Origin of the sequence: Nonomuraea sp. NPDC050547 (assembly GCF_044457345.1) — a bacterium.
Taxonomy (GTDB): domain Bacteria; phylum Actinomycetota; class Actinomycetes; order Streptosporangiales; family Streptosporangiaceae; genus Nonomuraea.
In genome coordinates this window covers 178,674-195,172 of record NZ_JBITGW010000023.1, presented here as the reverse complement: position 1 = coordinate 195,172, position 16,499 = coordinate 178,674, and the positions used below count along the sequence as shown (strand labels likewise).

Annotated in this window: 15 protein-coding genes; 9 read left to right on the top strand and 6 right to left on the bottom strand. The window is 71.7% G+C overall.

Annotated elements, in window-relative coordinates:
- Position 1 precedes the first annotated feature (1 nt).
- From ACIBHY_RS45185 to ACIBHY_RS45175, 3 genes are all read left to right on the top strand, one after another.
- Positions 2-1,048, top strand: a complete 1,047-nt coding sequence (locus ACIBHY_RS45185; protein WP_397309948.1) for a hypothetical protein — start codon at positions 2-4, stop codon at positions 1,046-1,048.
- Between the two features lie 9 nt (positions 1,049-1,057).
- Positions 1,058-2,617, top strand: a complete 1,560-nt coding sequence (locus tag ACIBHY_RS45180; protein ID WP_397309947.1) for an AMP-binding protein — start codon at positions 1,058-1,060, stop codon at positions 2,615-2,617.
- Between the two features lie 255 nt (positions 2,618-2,872).
- On the top strand, positions 2,873-4,171 hold the full coding sequence (locus ACIBHY_RS45175) for an FAD-dependent oxidoreductase (protein ID WP_397248227.1): 1,299 nt from the start codon (positions 2,873-2,875) through the stop codon (positions 4,169-4,171).
- Here the strand turns inward: ACIBHY_RS45175 and ACIBHY_RS45170 are convergent.
- A complete protein-coding gene (locus ACIBHY_RS45170) occupies positions 4,125-5,006 on the bottom strand; it encodes a CPBP family intramembrane glutamic endopeptidase (protein WP_397248225.1) in 882 nt (293 codons plus the stop codon). The genes ACIBHY_RS45175 and ACIBHY_RS45170 overlap by 47 nt on opposite strands.
- Positions 5,007-5,017: 11 nt before the next feature.
- Positions 5,018-5,959, bottom strand: coding sequence for a caspase domain-containing protein (locus tag ACIBHY_RS45165; protein ID WP_397248223.1), 942 nt, complete (start codon positions 5,957-5,959; stop codon positions 5,018-5,020).
- A gap of 62 nt (positions 5,960-6,021) precedes the next feature.
- Between ACIBHY_RS45165 and ACIBHY_RS45160 the strand changes: the two genes are divergently transcribed.
- Both ACIBHY_RS45160 and ACIBHY_RS45155 read left to right on the top strand, forming a co-directional pair.
- Complete coding sequence (locus tag ACIBHY_RS45160) at positions 6,022-7,188, top strand: DUF6986 family protein (RefSeq protein ID WP_397248222.1); 1,167 nt, start codon at positions 6,022-6,024, stop codon at positions 7,186-7,188.
- A gap of 106 nt (positions 7,189-7,294) precedes the next feature.
- Positions 7,295-7,975, top strand: a complete 681-nt coding sequence (locus ACIBHY_RS45155; protein WP_397248220.1) for a copper homeostasis protein CutC — start codon at positions 7,295-7,297, stop codon at positions 7,973-7,975.
- 321 nt (positions 7,976-8,296) lie between these two features.
- Here the strand turns inward: ACIBHY_RS45155 and ACIBHY_RS45150 are convergent, their stop codons facing one another.
- Both ACIBHY_RS45150 and ACIBHY_RS45145 read right to left on the bottom strand, forming a co-directional pair.
- The gene (locus ACIBHY_RS45150; RefSeq protein ID WP_397248218.1) at positions 8,297-8,899 is read right to left on the bottom strand and encodes a GNAT family N-acetyltransferase; all 603 of its coding nucleotides are present in this window, start codon (positions 8,897-8,899) and stop codon (positions 8,297-8,299) included.
- 184 nt (positions 8,900-9,083) lie between these two features.
- Positions 9,084-9,833 (bottom strand): GntR family transcriptional regulator, encoded by a 750-nt coding sequence (locus ACIBHY_RS45145; protein WP_397098147.1) that lies wholly within the window; start codon positions 9,831-9,833, stop codon positions 9,084-9,086.
- A 944-nt stretch (positions 9,834-10,777) separates the two neighbouring features.
- Between ACIBHY_RS45145 and ACIBHY_RS45140 the strand changes: the two genes are divergently transcribed.
- On the top strand, positions 10,778-12,394 hold the full coding sequence (locus tag ACIBHY_RS45140; RefSeq protein ID WP_397309946.1) for an OmpA family protein: 1,617 nt from the start codon (positions 10,778-10,780) through the stop codon (positions 12,392-12,394).
- Here ACIBHY_RS45140 and ACIBHY_RS45135 read toward each other — a convergent pair.
- Positions 12,384-12,773, bottom strand: a complete 390-nt coding sequence (locus ACIBHY_RS45135; protein ID WP_397248214.1) for a Zn-ribbon domain-containing OB-fold protein — start codon at positions 12,771-12,773, stop codon at positions 12,384-12,386. The two genes, ACIBHY_RS45140 and ACIBHY_RS45135, sit on opposite strands and share 11 nt — an antisense overlap.
- A complete protein-coding gene (locus tag ACIBHY_RS45130; RefSeq protein WP_397309945.1) occupies positions 12,774-13,913 on the bottom strand; it encodes a thiolase C-terminal domain-containing protein in 1,140 nt (379 codons plus the stop codon).
- A gap of 202 nt (positions 13,914-14,115) precedes the next feature.
- Between ACIBHY_RS45130 and ACIBHY_RS45125 the strand changes: the two genes are divergently transcribed.
- From ACIBHY_RS45125 to ACIBHY_RS45115, 3 genes are read left to right on the top strand one after another with little or no spacing between them, the layout of a single operon-like run.
- On the top strand, positions 14,116-14,622 hold the full coding sequence (locus ACIBHY_RS45125; RefSeq protein WP_397249133.1) for a flavin reductase family protein: 507 nt from the start codon (positions 14,116-14,118) through the stop codon (positions 14,620-14,622).
- A complete protein-coding gene (locus ACIBHY_RS45120) occupies positions 14,609-15,715 on the top strand; it encodes an acyl-CoA dehydrogenase family protein (protein WP_397309944.1) in 1,107 nt (368 codons plus the stop codon). The genes ACIBHY_RS45125 and ACIBHY_RS45120 overlap by 14 nt, the downstream gene beginning before the upstream one ends.
- Positions 15,712-16,491, top strand: coding sequence for an SDR family oxidoreductase (locus tag ACIBHY_RS45115; protein WP_379618043.1), 780 nt, complete (start codon positions 15,712-15,714; stop codon positions 16,489-16,491). Before ACIBHY_RS45120 ends, ACIBHY_RS45115 begins: the two co-directional genes overlap by 4 nt.
- Positions 16,492-16,499 lie beyond the last annotated feature (8 nt).

Sequence of the window (16,499 nt, the reverse complement as noted above, 5' to 3'; positions counted from 1 at the left end):
GATGCGATGGCTCACACGTGACGACCTGGGCGCCGCCGGGCGGACGGCGTCCGGGCTGCTGGTGGTCTCGCCGGACGCGGCGAGCGTGTTCCCGCTCGGGCCGGAGGACCGCGCGGACGCCGCCGCGATGACCGGGGCGGCGCTCAAGGGCGCGGGCGTCGGCGCGCGGGACCGCGTGGTGGTGGCGCTGGCCGAACCGGCCGGCGCGCTGTGGGCGGGCGCGGCGGCGGACGTCGCGCAGGCCGCCGCCTCGGTCGGGCCCCGGGGGCGGATGCGGCTGCACCACGCGCTCACCTCGGTCGGGGCCACTGCGCTGGTGGCGACGCCGACCGGGGCCATGGACTTCCTGGCCCGCCTGCACCTGGAGTTTCTGCTCGACCCGCTGGATCTGGGGCTGCGCACGATCGTGCTGACGGGTGAGAACGCCGCCAAGCGGACGATGGCGTATCTGGCCAAGGAGTTCGACGCCGCGGTGACCGAGGTGTACGCGAGCCCGTTCACCGGGGCCGCGCTGGCCTGCCGTACCGCGGAGGAGGAGCCTTTCGTGCCGCTGGCCGAGGGGCTGGTCGGGCTGGCGGCGCTGGGCAAGGACGCGCTCGATCCCGGGGCGGGCGAACCGGCCGAGGTGGTGATCACGCCGCGCGGGCACGCGACGCTGGGTGACGCGGTGCTGCGTACCGGGCAGGTGTCGCGGGGCGGGCTCGCGCCCGCGCACACGGTCGGCGAGCACGTGCTCGTGCGCGGGGTGTGGGTCTCGCTGCTCCGGATCCAGAAGGCGCTGGCCAAGGTGGACGGGGTGTCGGGCTGGAAGCTGACGGTCAGCCGCCAGGGCACGCTGGACGCCGCCGTGCTGACGGTCGTCTTCAACCGGGCGAGCCTGGTCAAGAACCCGATGTGGAAGTCACGCATCCGGCAGGCCGTCCACGGGCTGACGCCGGTGCAGATCGGGGTGGAGGTGGCGCCCGAGGTGTCGGAGGCCGTCACGCCCGGTGTCGTGGAGGACCTGCGCGGCCATCACCTGGGCCGCGATCGCAGCCTGGCCGGCTGAGGAGGCGCGATGGAGAGTGTGCCCGGCTGGGGGACGCTCCCCCGCATGCTGCGCGCGCAGGCCTCGGCGTATCCGGACACCCTCGTGGTGGAGGGGCCTGTCCGCCTCACCCTGCGCGAGCTGCGCGAACAGGCCGCCGCGGTGGCGCGCGGGCTGATGGCGCTTGGCGTCGGGCCCGGCGACCGCGTGGCGGTGTGGGGGATCAACGACGCCGCGTGGGTGGCGCACGCCTTCGGCGTCTGGGACGCGGGCGCGGTGATCGTGCCGCTCTCCTCCCGGTACAAGGGGTTCGAGGCCGCGGAGATCATCGCGAGGGCGGGCGCGGAGGTGCTGGTCACCGGTCCTGGCGCGGGCGGCGCCGTCCTGGCCGACCTGCTGCCGCCCCTGCCGGACCTGCGCCACGTGATCGTCCCCGACGGGGTACGGCGGGCCGCCACGCTGACCGCCTCCGAGCTCGTGGAGACCGGCGAGGGCGACGTCGAGGCCAGGGCGCTGGCGGTGAAACCGGACGACCTGTGCGAGATCATGTCCACGTCCGGCACCACCGGCACCCCCAAGGGCGTCATGCTCGACCACGCCCAGGTGTTGCGCGGCTACTGGGACTGGGCCGAGATAGTCACCCTGGGCCCGGACGACCGCTATCCGGTGATCGCGCCGTTCAACCACGGCTTCGGGCTCAACGCCGGGCTGATCGCCTGCGTCCTGCGCCGGGCGACGATGATGCCGGTCGGGGTGTTCACCCCCGATGCCCTGATGGCGCTGGTGGAATCGGGAAAGGTGAGCATCCTGGCGGGTCCGCCCACGTTGTTCGCCCGGCTGCTGGACGAGCTCGACCGGCGCGACTGGGACGTCTCGTCGCTGCGGGTGGCGATCTGCGGGGCGGCGTCGGTCCCGGCGCCGCTGATCACGCGGCTGGTCGAGCGGGTGGGCCTGGAACGCGTGATCAACGCCTATGGGCTCATGGAGGGCACGGTCGTGTCCATGACGCGGGCCGGCGACCCGATCGAGGTGATCGCGACGACCACCGGGCGGGCGGTGCCGGGGATCGAGGTGAAGATCGTCGACCTGGGGGGCGAGGAGGTGCCGCCCGGGGAGCGGGGCGAGGTCCTGCAGCGCGGGTACGGGGTGATGCGCGGCTACTGGGGCGAGCCCGGCAGGACGGCGGAGGCGATCGACGCCGACGGCTGGCTGCGCACCGGCGACGTCGGCGTGCTGGACGAGGCGGGCAACCTCAGCATCGTGGACAGGAAGAAGGAGCTGTTCATCGTCAACGGCTTCAACGTCTCGCCCGCCGAGGTCGAGGCGCTGCTGCTGCGGGAGGGGTCGCTGGCCCAGGCCGCGGTGGTCGGGGTGCCGGACGACGACTCGGGCGAGGCGGGCTGGGCGTTCGTGGTGCCGCGTTCCGGTGCGCGGGTGGACGGCGAGGCGCTGCGGGCGTGGGCGCGCGAGAACATGTCCAACTTCAAGGTGCCGAAGCGGGTGATCGTGGTGGAGGAGCTGCCCGCCAACCCGAACGGCAAGACCGACAAGATCGCCCTCCGCCGGATGGCCGCAGGGGATATTTCCTGACCTGCGGTTTTAGCCGCGCTTGCCGGTCTTTCGCGGATTAGGGTGGAACCGCACCGCCTGCCTCAGGGCGGTGCGCGGATCCGTCGCAACCGCTACGTTGACACCGAGGCCGCGCTCGGGATCATGCCCGGACTCTGCCGGAATTGCGGGTGTTCGCGAAAGATGGGTTCGTACGCACGAGCGACCGGGGATACCTCGTTGAGGTTGGCCGATCGCACCTACTAGGACGTGTCCCCCGCTCCTGAGGAGGCAGGCGTGTCGTTGCGCGTGGCGGTAGTCGGGTCGGGCCCGGCGGGCATCTACACGGCGGAGGCGCTGGTCAAGCAGTCGGCCGAACCAGTCGAGGTCGACGTGCTCGAACGGCTGCCCACGCCGTACGGGCTGGTCCGCTACGGGGTCGCCCCCGACCACACCTCGATCAAGTCCATCGCCAACTACCTGCGCAAAGTGCTCGAACTCCCCCAGGTGCGCTTCCTCGGCGGCGTCACCCTCGGCGAGCACCTGTCCGTCGAGGATCTCCTGGCGAGCTACGACGCCGTCGTCTACGCCACCGGCGCCATGGTCGACCGGCGCATGGGCATCCCCGGCGAGGATTTGCCCGGCAGCGTGGCCGCCACCGACTTCGTCAACTGGTACTGCGGCCACCCCGACGTCGACCCCGGCCGCTTCGTGCTCGACAGCCCCGAGATCGCCGTGATCGGCGTCGGCAACGTGGCCGTCGACGTGGTGCGCGTCCTGGCCAAGACGGCGGAGGAGCTGGCCGCCACCGACGTCCCCCACGACGTGCTCGAACGCCTGGCCGACAGCCAGGTCAAAGCCATCCACATGATCGGCAGGCGCGGTCCCGAGCACGCCAAGTTCACGCTCAAGGAGCTGCGCGAGCTGGGCGAGCTGGCCAACGCCGACGTGTGCGTACGCCCCGACGAGGCCGTCGTGCTCGGCGCCGACTTCCCGCGCCAGATCCGCGGCAACATCGACGTGCTGCAGTCATGGGCGGCCCGCGCCCCCGTCGGCCGCCCGCGCCGCCTGGACGTGCGGTTCTGGCTGCGCCCGGTGGAGATCCTCGGCACCGACCGGGTCGAGGGACTCAAGCTGGAGCGCACCCGCCTGGAGGACGGCCGCGTCGTCGGCACCGGCGTGTACGAGACGCTGCCGGTCGGCATGGTGCTGCGCTCGGTCGGCTACCAGAGCGTGCCGCTGCCCGGCGTGCCGTTCGACACGGGCTCGATGACGGTCCCGAACGAGGCGGGCCGCGTGCGCGAGCGCGAGTACGTGGCGGGCTGGCTCAAGCGCGGCCCCACCGGGGTGATCGGCACCAACAAGTCCGACGCCGCCGAGACCGTCCGCACGCTTCTGGCCGACCTCGCCGGCCACGACAGGGTACGGCCCGCCTCAGTCGAGGACCTGCTGCGCTCGCGCGGCGTCGAGCCGGTCACCTACGAGCACTGGCTGCGCATCGAGGCCGCCGAGGAGGCACTGGCCAGGACGCTGGGCCGGGGCGAGCGGGTCAAGCTGGTCGGGCTTGACGCGATGCGCGACGCAGTCCAAGGCTGAGCACGGCGATCCCGAGGGCGAGCACGAGCGTGGTCGCCACGCCGCCCTCGGGCCCAAACAAGCCTCCGGTGACCACGTCGGGGCCGTTCTCCTTCAGGTCGACGATCGCCATCATGCCGGTGCCGGTGCCGCTGACCTCGAAGCCGAAGACGTTACCCTGGGCCCAGTTCCACGCCGCGTGCCACAGGCACACGCCCCAGAGCGCGCCCTCCCACAGCGCGTACAGGCCGAGGAGCACGCCGACGAGCACCAGGTTGACCAGGCTGAGCGCGTTGACGCCGGGATTGAGCAGGTGGAGGGCGGCGAAGAGCATCGAGGACAGGCCGACGCCCACCACGGCCCCGTAGCGCGCGCCGACCACCGGCAGCAGGAAGCCGCGGGTGACGATCTCCTCGGTGGAGCCCTGCACGACCCAGCCGGCGAACACCAGGATCGCCGGGCCGATCGCCGCCACGCCCTGCGGCACGTTCTCGGTCAGCGTGAAGCCCGGCACGACGAGGATGGCGGTGACCAGGCCGAAGGACAGGACGCCGGTCAGCAGGCCGCGGGCGGAGCGCCAGGCGGCGTGCTCGCGGGTGAACCCGAGCGTGCGGAAGCCGCGTTCCTCGAACAGGCCGATCCACAGCCAGATCAGCAGCGCGACCGGCGCGAAGCCGGTGACCAGGTTCACCAGCATGCGCAGCGCCGGGTCGGCGGGCAGGCCGGTGAACGTCAGGACGATCGCCCCGATGAGCCCGCCCAGCAGGATCGCGGCCACGGCGACGACGAGGGCGAGGATCGGATGGGTGCGCCGCTTGCCCGAGGTGGCCAGAGCGAAGAGCGGATTGTCCGTCACGGTCAGGAACCTTACTTCCTGGAACGCCGCCGGCGGGCGACGTACGCGACAACGGCCACCAGTGCTCCGGCGGCGACCACCACGAGCCCCGCGACGAAGATCAGGGCGAGGACGTCCAGGGCGTCACCGGGCACGCCCGGCTGCCAGATGCGCCAGGCGAACCAGCCCGAGGCCAGCATCGCGAGCATCGACAGGCCGACGATCACGAGGCCCCAGTAGAGGACGCGGACGGCCCAGTCGCCCACGGTGCGCTTCGGCCGCTCGGCCACGGGCGCGGGCTCACGGGCCGCTCCCGGGGCGGGTCCGGTCGCGCTGCCGGCGAGGGCGAGGACCAGGCCGGGCTCGCGGATCTCGGTGACGGCGGCGGGGAGCCCGGCGAGGCGGGCCGCGGTGACCGGGCGGCCGCCGCGCAGGGTCTCAGCCAGGGCGGGGGTCAGCTTGGAGTGCGCGCCCCTGCCGCGGATCATGCCCTGGTCCAGGACGTACTCGACACGGTCGGTGGCGCTGAGGAAGACCTGGGCGGGCGCGGAGAGGCCGGACAGGTCGATCGGGAATCGCCCGGCGCCGCTGAAGCAGCAGTCGAGGACGACCACGGTGTGCCCGGCGGCGGTCCCGGCCAGCTCCCGCGCGACGGCGGCGACCGGCACCGAGGTCGCGGCCGGGTCGTCGCGGCCGGTCGCCGAGGTGGTCAGCAGCAGGCCGCCGGGGGTGGCGACGGCGTGGCAGGCGATGTAGAGCAGCAGCACGTCGTCGGGCTCGCGGTCGCCCAGGAAGGCGGTGATCTCGGCCAGCACCTCGCCCTGGGTGCCGTCGACCAGTTTCCGCAGGGCGAAGCCCGCGAGCAGGGCCTCGCCGAGCGCGTCCGTATCGCTCGCGGGCGACCGTAATTGGGCCATCCCGGGGTCGGACTGGGTGGCGGTCACGATCATCAGCGCCTCGCGGGCTGCCGGCATGGGACCTCCCAAGCTGTGAGATGCTCGGCGAGCTTGCCAGCGCCGCGTTTCCGGAGGAGAACATGCGTGTCACCGTTGGGCATCGGCCGATCACCGGGTTCGCGGAGGAGTACCGGCTGCAGCAGAGCCGATACCCGATGACCCCGGCCGGCTGGCAGCCGGTGCACACGGTCTATGTTCCGGCCGACCGTTTCTCGGCCGACACGGTCGCGACGTGGGGCGGGCAGGCGCTGGAACTGATCGAGACCCACCTGCCGGGTCCCGGCGAGCTGGCCGAGGTGTTCGGGGTGAGCGAGGACCTGGCTCCCGGCGTGCACCGGCGGCTGCTGGAGAAGCTGGCCGCCGAGCCGGTCGAGGACCTGCGCATCGACTTCGAGGACGGCTACGGCGTGCGTCCCGACGACGAGGACGGCCACGTCGAGCAGGCCGCCGCCGCGGTGGCGGCGACGCACGAGGAGGGACGGCTGCCGCGCAGGTGGGGCCTGCGGGTGAAGTCGTTCGCCGACGCCGACCCGGAGCGCTCGGTCCGCACGCTGGACGGTTTCCTGACCGAGGTCGTGGCCCGGATCGGCGCCCTTCCACCGGGGTTCGCGCTGACGTTCCCCAAGGTCCTGATGGAGAACTACCTCGGCCAGTTCACCGCCTTCCTGGAGGATCTGGAGAAAGGGCTCGGGCTCGGCCCGCTGCGCTTCGAGATCCAGGTGGAGGCGCCGCAGACGCTACCGTTCCTGCGCGCCGACCTGGCCGGCGGCCGGCTGGCCGCGGCGCACTTCGGCGTCTTCGACTACACCGCCGCGATCGGGCTGCCGCCGCACGAGCAGCGCCTGGACCACCCGGCCTGCGACCACGCCAGGCACGTGATGCAGACGGCGTTCGCGGGCACCGGGGTCGAGCTGTCGGACGGCTCGCTGGCCGCCGCCCCCGCGTCGTCCGCGACGGCCGACGTGCACGCGCTGTGGCGCCGGCACGCCGAGCTGGTACGCCATTCGCTGGCCCACGGCTTCTACCAGGGCTGGGACATGCACCCGTCGCACCTGGTGAGCAGGTTCGCCACCGTCTACGCCTTCCACCTGGCCACGTACGAGGGCTACGCGGCCCGGGTGGCGGCCTGGGAGCAGCAGCGGCAGGTGGAGGGCGTCATGGACGAACCGGCCACCGTCAAAACTCTCGTGACGGCACTTTCGCGGGCCCGGTCCGCATTGGGGGAGTTCCCCGGAAACCCCGCCTGAACCGGCGCTGTAGGGCAACCTTGACTGGAGGGTTGTCCGTGGGCTGTCTGGATTGTCAGGGAATCGGGTGCAGTGGACGGGTAGCGCACCATATAGCCTCAGATCCATGACCGGATCCCTCCTTGAGGTGATCGCGCTGAATGTGCGCGACGCCGTGGCCGCCGAACGTGGTGGTGCCGACCGCCTTGAGGTCGTCGCCGACATGGCCGCCGACGGGCTCACCCCAGCGCCGGAGACGGTCGCCGCCATCGCCGCCGAGTGCGCGCTCCCCCAGATGGTGATGCTGCGCGGCGAGCCCGGGTTCACGGCCGACGCCGAAGCGCTCGACCGGCTCAGGAACGACGCCAAGGCGCTGGCCCAGGCCGGTGCCGCCGGATTCGTGTTCGGGTTCCTCGACGCCGACGGCGTCGTCGACCTGGCCGCCACCGAAGCCATGATCCACGCGGTGTCGCCGCTGCCGTGGACCTTCCACCGCGCGGTCGACTACGCCGCCGACACCTCCGCGAGCTGGCGCGCCGTCCGGCTGCTGCCGAACCTGGCCACCGTGCTCACCTCCGGCTCGCCGTCCGGGGTGGGCGACGGGCTGCCGGTGCTCAAGGCCCGGTGCGAGGCGGGCGACGCGGGGCTCATCCTCGCCGGGGGCGGCCTGAAGCCGCCGCACGTGCGGGCCCTGCTCGACTACGGCATCCGCGCCTTCCACGTGGGCAGCGCGGTCCGCACGTCCTGGACCGAACCGGTCGACCCGTCACTCGTCGCCCGCTGGCGCTCCCTGATCGACCGCGACTAGATCTCACCGCCCCGGGCCCGAGGGTCCGCCGGTGGCACGCCCCGGCCGACCCGGGCAGCCCTCCCCGGCCCCGGGACAGGCCCGTGCAGGCCCCTGATCGTCGGGTTTGGACCCCGGGGTTTGCCTCGGCGCCGCCGGGTGGCCCAGGGGGCGCTCGTCGCGGCGGGATGTGCGCGAGCCTTCACGAGCGGCCGGGACGGAGGCCCGCCCGATACGGCGAGGGGGTGGGCGCGGCTTCGCCGTAACGGGGAGGCGCGAGAAGGCACGAACGAGCGCGAGCGGGCCGTCAGGACGCCCGCATCAGGACGCCTCTAGCAAACGCTAGGCACTCAGCAGGTGCGGCACAGTCAGGTCGCGGAAGGCCGTGGACAGCGCGGGGCGGGTCAGGCGCTGGAACAGGGCGCCGGACGCGCGGTGCGGGAGGTCGACGGTGCGCAGGTGACGGAAGCCGCGCTTGCGGTAGTACTCCTGCAGGCCGGGGTTGGACTTGGCGCAGTCCAGGCGGAGCCAGGGCAGGCCGACGGCGTGCGTGGTGGCGCCGGCCCAGTCCAGGAGGGCGTCGCCGAGTCCGCTGCCCGACCAGGGGCGGGCCACCGCCAGTTTGTGGACGTAGAGGGCGGCGCGGGGGCGGTCGGCCGGGGTCCAGAACTCGGGGTCGGCCTGGCTGTCGAGGGCGATGGTGGCGACGGGCGGCGCGGCTTCGTCGAAGTCGAGGTAGCGCAGTTCGTCGTCGACGAGGTAGAGGACGTGGGAGTCGATGAGGGGCGCGATGCGCTCGGGGCCGAATCCGCCTCGGGGCCACTGGCGGATCCCCCGGGAGTGGAGCCAGTCGGCGGTGTCGGCGAGCAGGGTGAGGACTCCGCCCAGGTCAGCGGGTACGGCTCGGCGCAGGGTGAGCGGGTGAAGGAGGGTGTTCGAGTGCATGGGTCTACCCTTCGTTGCGCTGGGTGTCCGGGAGAACACATCTCGTGTGCACTTCACGGCACGCGGCAGCTAAACGGATATGTCTGGATAAATTACGATTTAGGGGAGCATGCACCACTCCCCCGCCCAGCGAAGTCAGATCTCGCTGCGCGCGGCCGTTGGGATCACCCCCAACCGAGCTCGATCAGCGGCTGCCGAGCTCGTATCTGATCAAGTGCTTGTCGGCGGGAAGCACCGACACCGCGACACGGACCGGCGCGTCCTCCCGGTCGTAGCCGACTCGGACATACACGACGACCGGCGTCCCCAGCTCCAACTGGAGCCGTTCGACCTCCGCCTGGTTGGGCATCCTGGCCCAGATGTCGTCGACCACGCGGATCTGCGCGTGCCCGAGTTCCTCGAGTACCCGGTTCGCGCCGCGTCCGATGTCGCCCGGCCTGGCGATCTCGGACTCGGCGACCAGGTCATGCGGGAAATAGGAATCGTTGGTGTTGTAGGGCTGGCCGTCGACGAAACGCAGGCGCCGCCGTACCACTGCCAGTTTTCCGTCGTCGAGCTCCAGCCTGCTGGCGATGTCCTCAGCCGGTTGGACCGTCAACACTTCGATGAGCTGGGAGGGCTGGCGGCCTTCCTGGCTGACGGCGTACGCGAAGGCCTCCCGGGGAACTCCCGTGGGTTGCGGCTCCAGTTCGCGTTGCGGATGCATCAGCAGGGCGCGTCGTTCTCTGACGATCGTGCCGCGCCGGGGTGCGCGCGTGACGAGGCCTTCGTTGACCAGTTCCGCGACTGCGAGCCTGACCGTGTTACGGCTGACGCCGTGGCGCGCGCGGAGCTCCTCCTCGGTCGGCAGCTGCGCCCCGGGGCCGTAGTCGCCGGAGTAGATGGCTCTGCGAAGCTCCGAAGCCACCTGCTGATACAGCGACGGTCTTGCCACTTTCACCCCTTTTGTTCCAACAATTTAGACGATCTGGTTCTAGCAGGCCACAACCCCTTGACCGAACGGCCTTGACAGCCGCATCATCCATTCGTTGGTACAAATCCATCGAAAGGCCGGTGAGGGGGTGAGGGCCGGTGTTGCCGGTCCGCGCGGGTGCGCCGTTTGCGAAGCAAGCGAGCTTGCGAAGCTACCCGCCCTGGCACGATCCCCGTGAGGCAACACGTTTACTGCGTTACGCGTTGCATCGCCAGGGGTTCACCCACACCTACCAGAGCAACGGGAACGGTATGTCCGTGCTGTCCGTGCTAACCGAGTTGACCGTGTGGTGCAGAGACGAGTTCTTTGTCTGGCATGAGGAGGGCGTCGAAGTCAGCCACCCCATCGACGACCCGGTTGGCGCAGCACAACGGATCGCCGACCGCCGTCGGCGACCACAGTCCTCTCCCTCGGAGTGTTCTCCAGCAGAGCACTCCCCCACCGACTCCGCACGCGAACACTCGGCCTAGGACTCCATCCCTCGCCGGAGTCCTGGCGCCGCCCGCGTCGGAGAAAGGAAACGCACCCTGGCGGGTCCCCCACGCCCGCCAGGGTGCGTTCTCCTGTAGAGCGCCTTCCTCGTGCGAACCTTCCCTTCACGCGAGCCCCCTCGCCCGTGCGGACCTTCCCCTTCGTACGGGCCTTCTCATGCGCGCGGCCCTCTCGCCCGTGCTGGCTTCTCTCACCCCCACGATCCGTTACGGCAAGCCGCCCCACCCCCACCCGCCGACCGTGGCCGGGCCCAGTCCAGGGGCACGGTCGTCCAGCGTGCGGGGCGGGCCGCCGTTACGCCCGCGCCGTCGACCGGGACCTGATATACCGGGGGGCCACGAGGCCGGGCTTGACAGGCGGTTTCGGTTGGACGGTAAGTGGGTTGCAAGGACTGTCTACAAAGGTCTGGCGGCATGCGAGTCCCTCTTCGAGCATCCGGATCACTGGCCGTGGCCGTGGCCGTGCTGGTCTGCGGGTGCGGGTCCACGGGTGAGCCCGTTCGGCGGGCCGATCCGTCGCCGCCCTCGCCCGGCGTGACCACGTCACCCGCTCCCAGCGCGTCTTCCTCACCCGGGTATGTGACCGAGGGGATGGTGGGGTTCTACTCGGCGGAGCCGTTCACGATCGACATCAAGGGTGTGGAGCGGACGCCCAAGCTCACCGTGCTGCGCATGGAGATCATGACCACCGCCAACCGGAACACCAAGGGTGATTTCGGGTACGGGAGTGTGCCCAGCGACTTCGCGCGGTTCCGGCTGTTCGATCCGGTGGGCGGGAAGGTGTACTTCACGCTGCGGGCCAAGAGCGATGACGACGCGTTCGGGACGCGGCACACCATGAAGGGCAACGGGTTTCCCGAGGACTTCGTGCCGGGAGTGCGGTATCCGGTCGAGGTGTACTTCCCCTTGCTGCCGCCCGGGGTCGGGGCCGTCTCCGTCGTGCCTGATCTGCCGATGGGGCCGATGACCGGGATCCCCGTCGCCGATACCGCGCGGGAGCCCGTCGCCCGCGAGCGCGGCGCTTCCGGGAGGCCCAAGGCGGGTGAGGTGTTCCAGTGGCCGGTCGTGCTGCCCGAGGGCGACGTCTGGTCCGGCGTCTCCGACGTGCGCGAGCTCGTCGAGACGCCGAAGAAGACCACTCTGCAGGAGGGCGCCAAGGAGACGATCGGCCTGCGCACCGACGTGCTGTTCGCCTTCGACCAGGCCACGCTCGGCGCCAGGGCCGCCGCCGTGCTGGACGAGGTCGCCGAGGAGACCCGCAGGCGCGCCGATCCGGCCAAGCCGCCGGTCACGATCGTCGGCCACACCGACACCAAGGGCGAGGACGCGTACAACCAGACGTTGTCGGTCCGGCGGGCCCAGGCGGTCAAGGAGTATCTGGCGGCCAAGCTCGGCGCCGGCTACCGGTACGTGACCGAGGGCAAGGGCGAGAGTGCCCCGATCGCCAAGAACGACAAGCCGGACGGCGGCGACAACCCCGGGGGCCGGGCACGCAACCGGCGCGTGGAGATCTCCTACACGATCAAGCAGCAGGCCCCGGACGTGACCGCCACCACGGGCCCCCCGGCCGGCGAGGTACGCGGCCCCACCGGCCGGAACGCGCCGTTCCGGCCGGATCCGGGCGCGCCGGTGGCCGACTTCACCTGGACGTTCACCAACAAGGACGATCAGCTCAAGGTCGAGGTGCTGCCGCTCTATCGCGACGGGGCCTATCTGGTGGCGACCTTCGACGTCACGGCCGTGCGGACCAACGTGGTGTTCGTGCCGGCGCCCGCGCCGTTCTCCGGGTGGGAGCACGAGTTCTCGGCGGCGGCCGACTTCGGCGCGTTCACGCTGGAGGACCCGGCCACCAAGGCGCGCTACCACCCGCTGAAGATGTCCACCGAGTTCGTCGAGAACCACGTCCCCGCGTTGCAGACCGGCGAGAAGAGCCGCGCCTACGTGTACTACCCGGCCCCGCCGGGCGACCGCACGTCCCTCACGCTCCGGGTGGCCAACGGGCCGTCCCCCAGCGTTCCCATCACTCCGTGATCATCCGCCAGCCGACCAGGGTGAGGGCGTCGTCCACGGCCGTGAACACCGCGCTCACCCGCGATCCGCCCTCGGGTTCGCCGGCCCCTTCCCACGAGCCGTGCACCACGGCGTCCGGCGCCTCGTCCAGGCGGACCACGACCACGATCTCGCCCTGGCCGAAGGGCCGGTGGCTGACCACCCAGCTCTCCACCGTCCCGACGGGCCGGACCGCCACCCAGCGACGTCCCTCGCCCCGGCACCGGGCGCAGAAGGCCCGCGCGGGGAAGCGCCGCAGCCCGCACCCGTCGCACTCCTGGACGGCGAACTCCCCCGTGGCCACCCGCTCCCACCACTCCCGCGAGTCCCGGTCGGGCGTGGGCCTGGTTTGCGCGGGCATTCAGGGGCTCCTCAGGATCAGGGCGGAGGTGGCGGGGAGGATGTAGCCCGGCTGGGAGGTCGACAGCGCCACCCGGGCCCCGGCCACCTGCCGGTCCCCGGCCTCGCCGCGCAGCTGGGAGACGGCCTCGGCGATGTGGTTGATCCCGTGGACGTAACCCTCCGACAGGAAGCCGCCGTGGGTGTTCACCGGCGGGCCCTCGCCGGAGGCAGCGAAGGGGCCGCCGTCGCCCTTGGCGCAGAAGCCGTAGTCCTCCAGCTGGACCAGCACCGAATAGGTGAAGCAGTCGTAGAGCTGGGCGAGGTCGATGTCGGCCGGGGTGAGGCCGGCCTGGCCGTACAGGCGGGGGGCGAGGGCCGCGGCGGCGCTGACGGTGGGGTCCGCGCCGGACAGGAAGGACTGACCGCCGCCCCAGGCGGCGGCCGAGATCAGCACCGGGGTACGGCGCAGCGACCGCGCCCGCTCCGCGGTGGTGATGACCAGCGCGCACGCCCCGTCGGTCTCCAGGCAGCAGTCCAGCAGCCGGAACGGCTCGGCGATCCAGCGGCTGGCGAGGTAGTCGTCGAGGGTGATGGGCGTGCGCATGAGGGCGCGCGGGTTCTTGGCGGCGTGCGCGCGCTGGCGGACGGCGATCCGCCCGAGGTGTTCCTCGGTGGTGCCGTACCGCAGCATGTGGGCGCGGGCGGCGAGGGCGAAGTGCTGGACGGGGGCGGTCAGGCCGTAGGGGGCCTGGTACTGGACCTCCGGGCTGGGGTTGGCGGCCTGGCCCATGCGGAACTCGGAGCGGGCGTTGATGGCCCGGTAGAAGACGACGGTGTCGGCCAGGCCGGCGGCCACGGCGAGCGCGGCCTGGCCGGCGACGGCGTGGGAGACGCTGCCGCCGCCGAACTGGTCCAGGTACCAGGACGGGTCGTCGAGGCCGAGGGCCGGGCCGACGAGCGAGGGCGGGGCCGAGTCGCCGACGCGGTGGGTGGCCAGGCCGTCGACGTCGGACGGGTCCAGGCCGGCGTCCGCCAGCGCGGCCATGATCGCGCGGCAGGCGAGGGTGAGGGTGCTGACCTGGGAGTTCTTGGTGAAGGGGGTGTAGCCGACGCCGACGACGGCGGTGCGGTCCGTGAAGTTGAGCAAGCGCTTGGCCACGCTTCCGAAGCTAGGCTTGCCGCGCGCCGCGTGTCAACGGGATCAGAAAAGGCTCTGCCCATCCAAGCAAGCGCTTGGTAAGCTAGTCTCAGCATCCACGACGAGGAGGCCACGGATGAGCACACACGCAGCCCGGCTGATCAGGCCGGACGGGTGCGACGCCCACTCGTCGTACAAGCGTGGGATTCACAACGGAGCCGCCATGCCGAACGGCCACAACGGGCAGCACGACAGCCGGCGCTTCCGGAACGTGCTCGGCAGGTTCGCCACCGGCGTCGTGGCCATCACGGCGCTCGACCCGGAGAGCGGCGAGCCGTGCGGCCTGGCCGCCAACGCCTTCACCTCCGTCTCCCTCGACCCGCCGCTGGTCGCCTTCTGCGTGGCGCACACCAGTACGAGCTGGCCGAAGGTGCGCGGCGGCAAGGTGATCACCGTGAACGTCCTGGCCGAGCACCAGCAGCCGGTCTGCGCCCAGCTGGCCAACCGGGGCGGCGACAAGTTCGCCGGGCTGGAGTGGACCGGCTCCCCCTCCGGCAACCCGGTCATCGAAGGCGCCCTGGCCTGGATCGACTGCGTGGTCGAGGCCGAGCACCTCGCCGGCGACCACATGATCGTGGTGGCCCGGGTGCTGCAGCTGGACACCCACGCCGAGGGCGGGCCCCTGGTGTTCTTCCGCGGGGGCTACGGGAGGTTCAGTGAGCCTTCGTGAGCAGGCGCGGGCCTGGCTGGAGGAGCAGCTGTCCACGACGTTCGCGCACGTGCGCGGCCTCGGCGGGCCCGGTCGCGAGCACGAGGGCCACGAGGAACGCCACGCGTGGGAGCGGCACCTGGGCAAGGCGGGCTGGACCTGCCTGAGCTGGCCCACACGGTACGGCGGGCGCGCGGCCTCACTCGCCGACCAGATCGCCTTCTACGAGGAGTACGCCAGAGCCGGGGCCCCCGCCCGTGTGGGCCACATCGGCGAGGGCCTGATCGGGCCGACGATCCTGGAGTTCGGCACCGAGGAGCAGAAGGCCCGCTTCCTGCCGGGGATCCAGTCGGGCGAGGAACTGTGGTGCCAGGGGTACTCGGAGCCGGAGGCGGGCTCGGACCTGGCCAACGTCCAGACGAGAGCGGAGATGTCGGGTGATGAGTGGGTCGTCACCGGGCAGAAGGTGTGGACCTCCCTGGCGCACGTGGCCGACTGGTGCTTCGTGCTGTGCCGTACGGAGAAGGCGGAGAAGAGGCATCACGGGCTGTCGTACCTGCTCGTGCCCATGGACCAGCCGGGCGTCGAGGTCCGGCCGATCGTCCAGCTCACCGGCACCTCCGAGTTCAACGAGGTCTTCTTCGACGGCGCCCGCACGCACCGCGGCCACGTCCTCGGCGCGCCCGGCGACGGCTGGCGGGTGGCGATGGCCACGCTCGGCTACGAACGCGGCGCCTCCACGCTCGGCCAGCAGATCGGCTTCCGCCGCGAACTCGACCGGGTCATCGAGGCCGCGAAGCTCAGCGGCGCGGCCGGCGACCCGGTGATCCGCGACCGGCTCGTACGGTCGTGGCTGGAGCTGGAGGTCATGCGGCTGAACGCGCTGCGCGACCCTCAATCGCCGATCACCAAGCTCTACTGGTCGGAGTGGCACCGGCGGCTCGGCGAATTGGCCCAGGAGGTCCAGGGCCGGGCCGGGCTGGTCGCCGAAGGCGGCGAACTGAACGACCTCCAGCGTCTCTACCTGTTCAGCCGCGCCGACACGATCTATGCCGGGTCCAGCGAAATCCAGCGCAACCTCATCGCCGAGCGCACCCTGGGACTACCACGATGACGACTCCCCCTCCCTACCCCAGCGCGCACGGCCTGCTCGACGGCAAGGTCACGCTCGTGACCGCCGCGGCCGGGGCCGGGATCGGCTATGCCACCGCGCGCCGCTGCGCCGAGGAGGGCGCCACGATCGTCATCTCCGACCGGCACGAGCGCCGCCTGTCGGAGGCGGCCGAGGCGCTGACCGGGCTGACCGGGGTGAAGCCGCTGGCCGTACCGTGTGACGTGACCTCGCAGGCGCAGGTGATGGCGCTGTTCGACGCGGTGGTCGAGGCGCACGGGCGCCTCGACGTGGTGGTCAACAACGCCGGACTCGGCGGTACGGCGAGCCTCGCGGAGATGACCGACGAGGAGTGGCACGCGGTGATCGACGTGACGCTCAACGGCACCATGCGCTGCACCCGGGCCGCGCTCCAGCACATGATCCCGCAGGGCCGCGGCGTGATCGTGAACAACGCCTCCGTGATCGGCTGGCGGGCCCAGGCCGGCCAGGCGCACTACGCGGCGGCCAAGGCCGGGGTCATGGCGTTGACCAGGTGCGCGGCCCTCGAAGCCGCCACGGACGGCGTCCGGATCAACGCGGTCGCGCCGTCGCTGGCCATGCATCCGTTCCTGGCCAAGGTCACCAGCGACGAACTGCTCGCCGAGCTCACGGCCAAGGAGGCCTTCGGCCGCTCGGCCCAGCCGTGGGAGGTGGCCAACGTGATCGTCTTCCTGGCCAGCGACTACTCCACGTACATGACCGGCGAGGTCGTCTCGGTCTCCAGCCAGCACCCCTGATGCATATC

Bases quoted from the DNA above. Each gene is read 5' to 3' on its own strand.
- ACIBHY_RS45165 (WP_397248223.1), bottom strand. From the start codon at position 5,959: ATGCCGGCAGCCCGCGAGGCGCTGATGATCGTGACCGCCACCCAGTCC.
- ACIBHY_RS45115 (WP_379618043.1), top strand. From the start codon at position 15,712: ATGACGACTCCCCCTCCCTACCCCAGCGCGCACGGCCTGCTCGACGGC.
- ACIBHY_RS45180 (WP_397309947.1), top strand. From the start codon at position 1,058: ATGGAGAGTGTGCCCGGCTGGGGGACGCTCCCCCGCATGCTGCGCGCG.
- ACIBHY_RS45140 (WP_397309946.1), top strand. From the start codon at position 10,778: ATGCGAGTCCCTCTTCGAGCATCCGGATCACTGGCCGTGGCCGTGGCC.
- ACIBHY_RS45125 (WP_397249133.1), top strand. From the start codon at position 14,116: ATGCCGAACGGCCACAACGGGCAGCACGACAGCCGGCGCTTCCGGAAC.
- ACIBHY_RS45155 (WP_397248220.1), top strand. From the start codon at position 7,295: ATGACCGGATCCCTCCTTGAGGTGATCGCGCTGAATGTGCGCGACGCC.
- ACIBHY_RS45135 (WP_397248214.1), bottom strand. From the start codon at position 12,773: ATGCCCGCGCAAACCAGGCCCACGCCCGACCGGGACTCGCGGGAGTGG.
- ACIBHY_RS45185 (WP_397309948.1), top strand. From the start codon at position 2: ATGCGATGGCTCACACGTGACGACCTGGGCGCCGCCGGGCGGACGGCG.
- ACIBHY_RS45150 (WP_397248218.1), bottom strand. From the start codon at position 8,899: ATGCACTCGAACACCCTCCTTCACCCGCTCACCCTGCGCCGAGCCGTA.
- ACIBHY_RS45160 (WP_397248222.1), top strand. From the start codon at position 6,022: ATGCGTGTCACCGTTGGGCATCGGCCGATCACCGGGTTCGCGGAGGAG.